Origin of the sequence: Muribaculum sp., assembly GCF_029051885.1 — a bacterium.
In the GTDB taxonomy this organism is placed as follows: domain Bacteria; phylum Bacteroidota; class Bacteroidia; order Bacteroidales; family Muribaculaceae; genus Muribaculum.
Genome location: NZ_JAIDKI010000034.1, coordinates 1 through 10500 on the forward strand (window position 1 = coordinate 1; position 10500 = coordinate 10500).

Consider the following 10500-nt stretch of genomic DNA (forward strand, 5'->3'; position numbering starts at 1 on the left):
CTCCTTCGTCACATGTCGAAAATCGCCTCAATATATACGACCCTGGCGGCAACATTTATTATTAAACAAGCTCTTAAAGACACAACTCCCGGCGCCGGTTATGCTTGGCGCCGGGAGTTATGTCTTTATTGAATCCGCTTTCCTAATGGATGCAGACAGATTGGTCTGTGAACATTCAGAGATGCATTATTCCTGAGTGCGTCCCTCTTCCTCGAATATTTTCTCTTCCTTGTCGGTAGAGATGTTGGGCAGTTCAAGTCCGTAGTGCTTCTTGGCGTCAAGAGCTTTGAGCCAGAGTCCGAATATCAGGGCAAGCACTCCAAGCGACGCGAAGAGCAGCATCGGATTGGTATAGTCATACTTCATCGGGTCGGTCACTCCGGGGTTGGATGCTGTAAGCACCACACCGATAAGGATGGGGAAGAGCGACAGGCCGATATTCTGTACCCAGAAAATCAGAGAGTAGGCGGAACCGAGGAAACGCTTGTCCATAATCTTGGGAACAGAAGGCCAGAGGGCTGCCGGTACGAGCGAGAATGATATGCCAAGGAGCACTATAGCGCTGAATGCAAGCCATTCTGTAGGATACTTCGGAAGCACAAGTGCAAAGGTGAGATGACATACAATCATAAGCAGTGCGCCGAGTATCAGCATTGTGGCGCCTTTGCCCTTGCGGTCGAGGAAATAGCCAAGGGCCGGAGTCAGTACTGCCGCGCCGATGGGGAACCAGCGGAATATATCGGAAGCTGTGGTGGCGTCTATGCCGAGGTTACACTGGAGCATATTGGCGGCATAACGCTGGAAGGGGAAAATAGCAGAGTAGTAAAGCACACACAGCATGGCGATAATCCAGAACAGGCGCGAGCCGAAAATGTTGGCCACATCCGAGAGCTTGAACTCCTCTTCTGCGGTCTCGTCGTTGGCCTGGGCCTTTGCTCCGAGTTGAGCGTCAAGTTTTTTATCCATCACGGTAAATACCATGAAAGAGATAAGGCCGATAAATAGAAGGGCTGTACAGAAAGCTACCGGAGGTACTACCGAGGGGTCTGTAGGGCTGATCCACTCGGCCAGACGTGGAGAAATCGAGAAGATTGCAAACACGCCTATACGGGCGATTGCCATCTCCAGACCCATTGCGAGAGCCATCTCCTTGCCCTCAAACCATTTTGCAATGGCCTTGCTCACGGTAATGCCTGCCATTTCGCAGCCGCATCCGAAAATCATGAATCCGAAGGCTGCGAGCTTGGCGCTTCCGGGCATCGATGTCCACCACGAGCTAAGCCACAATTCCAGGGCAGTGCCTTGAAACAGATTGCTGATTGCATACAGCTTTATGCAGGCTCCGGCAACCATAAGCGATGCCGAAAGGGTTCCGGTAAAGCGTACACCCATCTTGTCGAGGATGATACCGGCGAGAATCAGGAATCCGAATACGTTGAGTATATACTCCGCGCCGGCATAGTAGCCGAATGCGTCGGGCGACCATCCGCGCTGTGTCTCTATCAGAGACTGGAGTGGCGACATAACGTCGACAAACATGTAGGCAAACAGCATCATCGAGGCGATGAGTATGAGCGCTGTCCATCTTGCCCATGTCTTGTCGTTGAGCGCTCTGGCGGATGCATCCGCCACATTAGTTAAAATAGCCATTTGATATGTAGTAATGATTTGGTTTTGATTTTCGGGGAACAAATTTACGCAAAAATGAGCGGATTACGGAAAAATTAGCTAATTTCGTAACATTATTTTATAAAATAAAGCAGGTATAATAACCCGAAATATATAGACATGAGTGCGAGCCAACCATATACATTCGACCGCGTAGTGCGGTTGGTAATCACTACTATAGTGGTTTGTGCCGCGGTATGGCTGATATACCGTCTGCGCGGTGTGCTGTTGCCATTCTGTGTGGCAGCCCTTATCGCTTACATATTTGAGCCGTTCGTACAGTTCAACCGCGAGCTCCTGCGCCTCAAGGGGCGTGTGGCCGCAATCTTTATTACTCTTTTCGAAGCGACATTAGCATTCGGTCTACTATGTTATCTGCTTATCCCGATGATTACTTCCGAGATGGCGCATATGGCACATCTGCTGAAAGTATACTCACAGTCGCAGGTAAGCATCCCGTTTCTACCCGACTGGCTTCATGAATTCATTCGCAATTATGTGGATTTCGAGTACCTGTCAAGTCTGCTTACACGTGAGGACCAGATTAAGTTGCTGGAAAGTGCAGCATTACACACATGGTCGGTGCTTACAAGTGGAATAAGCATGATTGTCGGGCTGCTCAGCTGGTTTATAGTGTTTCTGTATGTGATATTTATCATGCTTGACTACGAGCGCCTCAGCAAGAGCTTCCATCATATGGTACCTCCTGCATGGCGCAAGACCGTGTTTCGTATAGGCAATGACATACAGCGCTCGATGAATCACTATTTCCGCGGACAGGCTCTTGTGGCATTTTGTGTAGGGGTCCTTTTCACTATCGGTTTTCTGATTATAGGGATGCCTCTTGCAGTAGTGCTCGGCATGTTTATCGGATTGCTCAACATGGTGCCGTATCTTCAGCTGATATCATTGGTTCCCACGATATTTCTTTGTCTGGTATGTTCGGTCGACCAGGGCGTTGATTTTTGGACAATATTTTGGGAATGTATGGCTGTATACTGTATCGTGCAGGCTATACAGGATTTGTTCCTGACTCCTAAAATCATGGGTAAGGCCATGGGGCTGAATCCTGCCATTATCTTACTTTCATTGTCGATATGGGGCACTTTGCTTGGCTTCCTCGGCCTTATAATAGCATTGCCGTTGACCACACTGTTGCTTGCATATTACGATGAATATCTCAATATGCTTCAGCTGCGGCATATACGTTCGAGGCATCATCATGAAGTATCATCTGCTGACGGAAATGGCGCTGACGAGAATAGCGATGACCACGTGCAAAAATCATAGGTGCGACGGACTCTTAAATTTTGTGAAAAAACGCATGCTATGCCATGAATGCTGTGCCACATTTTTTGATGGCGTGCTAATAAATGAATAGTTGCGCAAAAGTTTATTAAATTAATTGTAGTGTAAATTAAAGTTCAATATCTTTGCAAGTGTTAATGAATTCGTGGTTGCATATTCAATAGGTGTCGTCCTATCGCTTGTATTCTGATATTAGGATGCGCTTTTGATAAATACTTTATTCATTCGTCTTAACCTTATTGTAATTTGCGCGCTATAACATTACGTACATTAATCTTTCTTGCCATCTCGATAATATGGTATATCGCTCCTGAACCTGTCTTGGGGGCGTCTTATCGTGATATGCCCGATACTGCAGGTGAGCTTCTTGAAAGGCTTGATAGTGCTATCGATGAGAGAGACACGTATATAATGCGACGTACATCGGCAATTGATTCGATGGTAATGAATCTTCCGTCGTCTCCGGTTGAGCGTACGGCCGGTTATATCGAGATTGCAAAAAACTATAAGTCGCTATGTGCTGACTCTGCCATAATATATCTGCGACGGGCTTCAGCCGACGCCTACTCGCTTGGCGATAGTGTGCTGATATTCCGTAGCCGTATGGCGCTTGCTGCTATTCTCCCTCTTGTCGACCTTGAGCGTGAGGCGATACTGATATTCGAGTCTGTGAATGCCGAAGAGTTGCCCGGTGAATGGAAACGCGAATATTTCGACGGTGCGGCCGACATGTACACCATTATTTCGGAGCGGGCTATGGCGTTGCCGGTGCTTAGTGAAAAATACGTGGCTAAAGCCGATTCCTACCGGCAGCATGCCATGCGGTATTATCCTCCGGAATCACCCGAATGGCTTTTTCATGAGGCGTATCGATTTTATTTCGACAGAAATTATTCGGCGGCGATGATTTCAGGAAGCGAACTTCTCGAACGTACTGATATATCTGATGCTCTGTATGGACGCGGCGCTGAGTTAATGGCACGCATCAGCGCCTCTCAGGGTAATGCCGAGGATGAATTTTACTATACCCTGCATGGGGCATTGAGCGAGACCTTACGAGGCGACAGGGAAGGTATGTCTCTTCAGCGTCTGGGACATCTGCTCTACAGCCGTGGAGATATCGACCGGGCACACTCCTACCTTTCGGTTGCGCTTACCAATGCTTCCTACGGCATGGGGTATCATTCCGAACTTGTCGGCGAGTCGCTGATGATTATTGATAAGGCATATCGGCGTCAGTGGAGCCGCAATTATATACTGTTGTGGGTCATCACCGGCATGATGGTGCTGTTGCTGTTGGTCATGGCAGTGATGTTGCTGCGCTACAGGCGATATATAAGAAATATGAGAAAAGAGCATGAGATTGTACTGCGGCTTCAGGAAGACAGACGGCTGTACCTGTCCAATTTCCTGAGAGTATGCTCGATATCCATGCGCCGTATATCGGAACTGTCACGCACTGTAAAGCGCAAACTTGCAGCACGGCAGTTTGAGGAACTTTTCAATGTCATTAAATCGGGAAATTATATTGATGAGCAACGACGTGATATGTTTGGAATTTTCGACAGCACTTTCCTGAAGATTTATCCTACATTTGTCGATGACCTCAATACCATGCTACGCCCCGACGAGCAGTATACTCTTCCGGCCGACGGACGTCTGATGCCCGAGCTTCGCATAGCCGCCCTGATGCGTATTGGCCTTACCGACACAGCCAGGATGGCCGAGTTTTTGGGATACTCGCCCAATACGATATATGCATACCGTGCTAAGATTCGTGCCAAGGCTATCGACAGCAGCACATTTGACCGTGATTTCCAAGCGTTGAGCAGCAAGGTGTAGCGATGGCTGCCTGATGATATATTATGAAATCTGAGTAATAAGTGCTACCTTTGCATTGAGCATATGCGGCCCTTGCGACTTGCGGGATTCCCGCTATGCGGCAGTGTGATAATATGTTTTACGATGAAATAAAAAAATTCGACTGGGATGAAACCACTCGCTGTATCGCTTCAAAGCGTGCGGCCGATGTGGAGACTGCGCTTGGGAAAACGCATCCTGATGTCGACGATTTTATGGCGCTCATTTCGCCGGCAGCCGCGCCATATCTTGAGGACATGGCGCAGATAAGCCGCCGTATAACACAGGAAAGATTCGGCAAGACAATCAGTATGTATATACCGCTGTACATTACCAACTCATGTGCCAACGGATGTGTGTACTGTGGATTCAACCATAACAATCCTTTCGAGCGAACGATTCTTACCATGGATGAGATACGCCGCGAGTGCGAGGCCATACGCCGTCTCGGACCGTTTGAGAATCTGCTGATTGTCACAGGCGAGAATCCTGCCCGTGCCGGAGTCGATTATCTTGAGGAGGCATTGCGTACATGCCGCCCGTATTTCAATAATCTTTCCATAGAGGTGATGCCTCTTAAGGCCGAAGATTACGAGCGTCTTACCCATTCGGGACTGAATGGTGTGGTATGTTTCCAGGAAACGTATCATGAGGAGAATTATAAAAAGTACCATCCTGTAGGCATGAAGTCGATATACCACTGGCGTCTGAACGGCTACGACAGGATGGGGCAGGCCGGAGTACACAAAATTGGAATGGGTGTGCTAATCGGTCTGGAAGACTGGCGTACTGATGTCACAATGATGGCTCGCCATCTGCAGTATCTGCGTAAGAACTACTGGCAGACGAAGTATTCAGTCAACTTCCCGCGCATGCGTCCGTCAAAAGGCGGTTTCCAGCCCAATGTGGTTATGAGCGACCGCGAGCTCGCGCAGCTTACATTCGCTTTCCGTATATTTGACAATGATGTGGACATCAGTTATTCCACTCGTGAGAACACTGCTTTCCGCAACAATATGATGCAGCTCGGTGTCACCTCGATGAGTGCGGGCAGCAAGACTGATCCTGGCGGTTATGCCGTCAATCCGCAAAGCCTGGAACAATTTTCGGTAAGCGATGAGCGTACTCCGGCCGATGTGGCCGCCGACATACGTTCGCTCGGGTATGAGGTAGTATGGAAAGACTGGGACAAAGTATTTGACTGATGGCTGGCGATAATTCCACACTACAGGCGATAAAACATCGCTTCTATGCAATGCGCAACGGCATTGTAGCCGACACTCTACGTCGTGCCGGAGCATCATACCGTGTGATTTTCGGCGTGAATCTTCCACAGCTGAAAGAGATAGCATCCGATATCGGATATGATGCCGAGCTGGCGCGTGAGTTATGGGCCAATGTGTCTACTCGCGAGAGCGTGCTGCTTGCTCCCATGATTATGCCGGAGGATGATTTCACTATTGATGAAGCAAGGCGCTGGATTGCCTCCGCGCCCTCGGCCGAGGCTATTGATGTGCTGTGTCTGCGCCTGCTCGGACGCATGCCGTTTGCCCGACAGATTGCCGACGAATGTCTTGTAGCGGAGTCAGAGCTGATGCAGTATACTGCCATGCGCCTCCGCAGCTACATATCCTGATACACGAGAGGACTAAGATACATCACTGCCGCGTTGCATATGCGCCTCCATATAGATGGATTGGACATTGCAACGCGGCAGTTATTTCTATCGTCCTGGCCGGAATTTGGCTACAGACCGTACTTTACGTGTACTTTACTAAGAGACATTCTCTAAGTTATATCTGCGAGAGCAGGAATTTCTTGAAAGCCGGGAACTGGCGTGATAGTCGTACTGTCGACTTTTCGCCGCGCATGAAGGCCGCCAGGCGCGAAGGTATCTGTACGCGCGCGCCGATAGCTTCCTCGACAGTATCCTTGAACTTGGCCGGATGGGCCGTTTCCAGGAATATCCCCTTCTCGCCGGGACGCAACTGCTCTCCGAGAGCTCGGCAGGCTGTGGCTCCGTGAGGGTCGAGGGTATATCCGGTCGATTCGTATACCTCGCGCATGGTCGAGCGTATCTGGTCGTCGGTGTAGGAACATCCCGATATGTCGGCCTTTATTGCGGCGTGGTCGTTGCCATACAGGTCGAGTATACGGGCGAAATTTGACGGCTCGCCTACATCCATCGCATTGGCTATGGTCGGTATTGAGGCTCCGGGATTGTATTCTCCGGTGTTGAGGTAGCGGAGGAACACGTCGTTGCGGTTGTTTGCGGCTATAAAGCGCTTGATAGGCAGACCCATCCGTTTTGCTATCAGCGCGCTGCATATGTTGCCGAAATTGCCGCTCGGTACTGCCACTACTATCTGTTCCGGGTCGACGCCCTCTTGTAGCATGCGTGCGTATCCGTGATAGTAGTAGAACATCTGGGGAAGGAAGCGGGCTACATTTATGGAGTTGGCCGATGTAAGGTGCATGGCTCTGTTAAGTTCCTCGTCGATAAACGCCGACTTCACAAGAGCCTGGCAGTCATCGAATGTGCCGTCGACTTCAATCGCAGTGATGTTGCCGCCCAAAGTAGTGAACTGGGCCTCCTGAATCGGACTTACCTTACCATGGGGATAGAGCACAAAAACTCTTACGCCGGGCACATTGAGAAATCCGTTGGCTACGGCACTGCCAGTGTCGCCCGATGTGGCCACAAGCACATTGACGTCGCCTGTGCTCTTCTCCTTGCCGTGAAAGTGCGAGAGCATATGGGCCATGAATCGGGCACCTACATCCTTGAATGCAAGCGTGGGACCATGGAAAAGTTCGAGCACATAGCGGTTGTCGTCGACTTTGCGCAGAGGTATATCGAATCCGAGTGTGTCGGTCACGATATTGCGCAACTCCTCAGAGTCGACATCATCGCCGAAGAGTGTATTGGCTACTACATAGGCAATCTCATGAAGGGACATCTCTCCGATATGGCGGAAAAAGGCTTTTGGTATCGATGGAATGCGTTCGGGCATGTACAGGCCGCGGTCAGGAGCAAGACCGTGTACGATGGCATCGCGCAGTGTCACATCGGGAGCGGAATGGTTGGTGCTATAGTACATCATAGCGCATTATATTGACAGATAATTATATTTTTAAGAATTCGTCGATAAAATCAATGCTATTCATCAATCCGTACGATCCGGCGGCTGCGGCTCGTTCGGAGTACGAGTTTACGCTGTCGGGATTTTCGCCCGGATGATATATTATAAACGGTACCGCATCCGCCGTATGTGTGCGCAGGCGGCATGGGGTAGGGTGGTCAGGGAGCACGGCTATGGAGAGTGGCTCGTCAAGGGTGTCGGCGGCTTCCATTATCGGGGCTACTATGCGCCGGTCGAGATACTCGATAGTGCGTTTCTTAAGCTCTATATCGCCTTCGTGGCCGGCTTCGTCGCTTGCTTCGATATGGAGAAACACAAAGTCGGCTCCCGAGCGCAAAGCCTCTATGGCGGCCCGGGCTTTCCCTTCGTAGTTGGTGTCGGCGAGGCCGGTGGCCCCATCTACATGGATTGGACGCAGCCCGGCGTAGACTCCGATGCCGAATATCAGGTCGACAGCCGAAATCACGACACCGTTCCTTATGCCGAATCTGGAGCTCATCGGTTCCATGGACGGACGGTAGCCCGGCGACCATGGCCAGATGCTGTCGGCTGTATCCTTGCCTGCCCGTGCCCTGTTGAGATTGACAGGATGGTCTGCCAATATTTTTTGCGACCGGATGATGAGGTCGTTGATTAGTGCTGCGGTATCCTCGGCGTCGGGATGGGTGGCTTTTACCGTCACTGTGTGCCATGGAGTGCCGGGCACATCATGTGGAGGTGTACATTCAATCCGTTTGTCGGCATCGCGTATCAGCAGCAGATGGCGGTACGATACTCCGGTATAAAATCTCACTCTCTCGCTTCCAAGTTCACGGTTGAGAGCATTTATAAGCTCTGTCGCCTCTTCCGTCGATATATGTCCTGCCGAATGGTTTTTGATATTTCCGTCGGCGATGCATATCAGATTGCAGCGCATGGCCATCCAGCCGTCAGGCACGTCGATACCGATGCTTGCGGCCTCAAGCACTCCACGTCCCTCAAAGGAGGTGTGCACGTCATATCCCAGGACACCCATATTGGCGATTTCGCTTCCCGGGTGAAATCCCGGCGGCACGGTGGCAAGCATGCCTGAACGTCCCGCTCGGGCAAGCCTGTCCATGGCCGGAGTATCGGCGGCCTCCAGAGGAGTCAGTCCTCCGAGGCTTTCTACCGGCTCGTCGGCCATTCCGTCGCCAAGTATTATTATATGCTTCATTTAACTTTCAGAATAGATATTGTCAGTAAAAAACAGTAGATTAGCGTATGTTGGCTATGCCGATGATGTCGGAGAACACACCTGCGGCAGTCACTTCGGCTCCGGCGCCATAACCCTTTATCACCATCGGATATTCGTTGTAACGCTCGGTAGTGAGGAGAATTACATTGTTGCTACCTTCGAGATGGTAGAATGGGTGGGCGGAGTCTACAGTGCGCAGACCTACGCTTACTTTGCCATGGTCGAGCACAGCTGCAAAGCGGAAATGCTCTCCGTCTTTTTCGGCCTGGGCACGCATCTCCTCAAACTTTCCGTCGAGTTCCCTCACTTTTGTGAAGAAATCCTCGATTGAGCCTTCGAAACATGACTCGGGGAGAAACAGACGGCACTCGACATCCTCCTGCGAAATCGGATAACCGGCCTCGCGAGCGAGTATCACAAGTTTACGCATTACATCGCGTCCGCTCAAGTCGATACGCGGATCCGGCTCTGCGTAGCCTGCCTCACATGCCATTTCTATCGCACGGCTCATGGGGACTTCCGGACTGAGCACATTGAATATATAATTCAGTGTGCCACTGAGCACAGCCTCTATGCGCAGTATCCGGTCGCCCGAGTTGATCAGGTTGTTGATGGTGTTGATAATCGGCAGGCCTGCCCCTACGTTGGTCTCAAACAGAAACTTAACATCCTTTTTACGGGCCACACGTTTCATAAGCAGATAGCCGTTGTAATCGCCTGATGCTGCTATCTTGTTGGCGGCTACCACATTTACGTTGTGGCTCAGAAGGTCGTAATAAAGTTCTGCAATCTTTGGACTTGCCGTGCAGTCGACAAACACCGAGTTGAAGATGTTCATCCCGATTATCTCTTTTTTGAGATTTTCGGGAGTCGCGTCGATTGTCGAGTTATTCAGTAGATAATCAGTCTGGTCTATGTCGATGCCTTCGCGGTCGAAGATGCATTTACGGGAGTTTGCAATACCAACGATGCGCAGACGCAAAGCCTTGTTTTCCAGCAGGTTTTCCTGTTGGGCGTGTATTTGCGACAACAGATGTCGCCCCACATTGCCTGTACCGACAACAAACAGGTTTAAGACCTGAGTGTCAGATAAGAAAAAACTGTCGTGGATTACGTTGAGCGCTTTGCGCAGATCGTCATGCTCGATTACAAAAGAGATATTGGTCTCGGAGGCTCCCTGAGCGCAGGCTATAACGCTTATACCGTTGCGCCCGAGAACATTGAAGAGCTTTCCGGCGATACCTCCGGTATGTTTCATATTTTCTCCCACAATGGCTACTGTGGCCAGATTGGGTTCGGCGACAA

At 50.3% G+C, this 10500-nt stretch carries 8 protein-coding genes; 4 read left to right on the plus strand and 4 right to left on the minus strand.

All coding sequences use genetic code 11. The features are described from left to right. Window positions 1-186: 186 nt before the first annotated feature. Window positions 187-1632: an MFS transporter gene (locus tag K2I50_RS01475; RefSeq protein ID WP_526022936.1), complete on the minus strand. Its 1446-nt coding sequence runs from the start codon at window positions 1630-1632 to the stop codon at window positions 187-189. Between the two features lie 156 nt (window positions 1633-1788). Here K2I50_RS01475 and K2I50_RS01480 point away from each other — a divergent pair, with 156 nt between their 5' ends. The 4 genes from K2I50_RS01480 (at window position 1789) to K2I50_RS01495 (ending at window position 6472) form a co-directional block, all read left to right on the plus strand. Next, complete coding sequence (locus K2I50_RS01480; RefSeq protein ID WP_301024480.1) at window positions 1789-2958, plus strand: AI-2E family transporter; 1170 nt, start codon at window positions 1789-1791, stop codon at window positions 2956-2958. 360 nt (window positions 2959-3318) lie between these two features. Continuing rightward, window positions 3319-4818, plus strand: coding sequence for a DUF6377 domain-containing protein (locus K2I50_RS01485; RefSeq protein WP_301024481.1), 1500 nt, complete (start codon window positions 3319-3321; stop codon window positions 4816-4818). 113 nt (window positions 4819-4931) lie between these two features. Continuing rightward, window positions 4932-6041, plus strand: coding sequence for a 2-iminoacetate synthase ThiH (gene thiH, locus K2I50_RS01490; protein WP_301024482.1), 1110 nt, complete (start codon window positions 4932-4934; stop codon window positions 6039-6041). Next, window positions 6041-6472 carry a DNA alkylation repair protein gene (locus tag K2I50_RS01495; protein ID WP_301024483.1) on the plus strand — a complete coding sequence of 144 codons (432 nt, stop codon included), beginning with the start codon at window positions 6041-6043 and terminating at the stop codon, window positions 6470-6472. The genes thiH and K2I50_RS01495 overlap by 1 nt, the downstream gene beginning before the upstream one ends. A 157-nt stretch (window positions 6473-6629) precedes the next feature. Here the strand turns inward: K2I50_RS01495 and thrC are convergent, their stop codons facing one another. The 3 genes from thrC to K2I50_RS01510 all read right to left on the minus strand — a co-directional run. Continuing rightward, window positions 6630-7940 (minus strand): threonine synthase, encoded by a 1311-nt coding sequence (gene thrC / locus K2I50_RS01500; protein WP_301024484.1) that lies wholly within the window; start codon window positions 7938-7940, stop codon window positions 6630-6632. A 22-nt stretch (window positions 7941-7962) separates the two neighbouring features. Next, window positions 7963-9174 (minus strand): cofactor-independent phosphoglycerate mutase, encoded by a 1212-nt coding sequence (locus tag K2I50_RS01505; protein ID WP_301024485.1) that lies wholly within the window; start codon window positions 9172-9174, stop codon window positions 7963-7965. Between the two features lie 40 nt (window positions 9175-9214). Further along, the coding region (locus K2I50_RS01510) for an ACT domain-containing protein (RefSeq protein WP_301024486.1) at window positions 9215-10500 on the minus strand (1286 nt) is incomplete at its 5' end.

Bases quoted from the DNA above. Each gene is read 5' to 3' on its own strand.
- K2I50_RS01480 (WP_301024480.1), top strand. From the start codon at position 1,789: ATGAGTGCGAGCCAACCATATACATTCGACCGCGTAGTGCGGTTGGTA.
- K2I50_RS01485 (WP_301024481.1), top strand. From the start codon at position 3,319: ATGCCCGATACTGCAGGTGAGCTTCTTGAAAGGCTTGATAGTGCTATC.
- thiH (WP_301024482.1), top strand. From the start codon at position 4,932: ATGTTTTACGATGAAATAAAAAAATTCGACTGGGATGAAACCACTCGC.
- K2I50_RS01495 (WP_301024483.1), top strand. From the start codon at position 6,041: ATGGCTGGCGATAATTCCACACTACAGGCGATAAAACATCGCTTCTAT.
- thrC (WP_301024484.1), bottom strand. From the start codon at position 7,940: ATGATGTACTATAGCACCAACCATTCCGCTCCCGATGTGACACTGCGC.
- K2I50_RS01505 (WP_301024485.1), bottom strand. From the start codon at position 9,174: ATGAAGCATATAATAATACTTGGCGACGGAATGGCCGACGAGCCGGTA.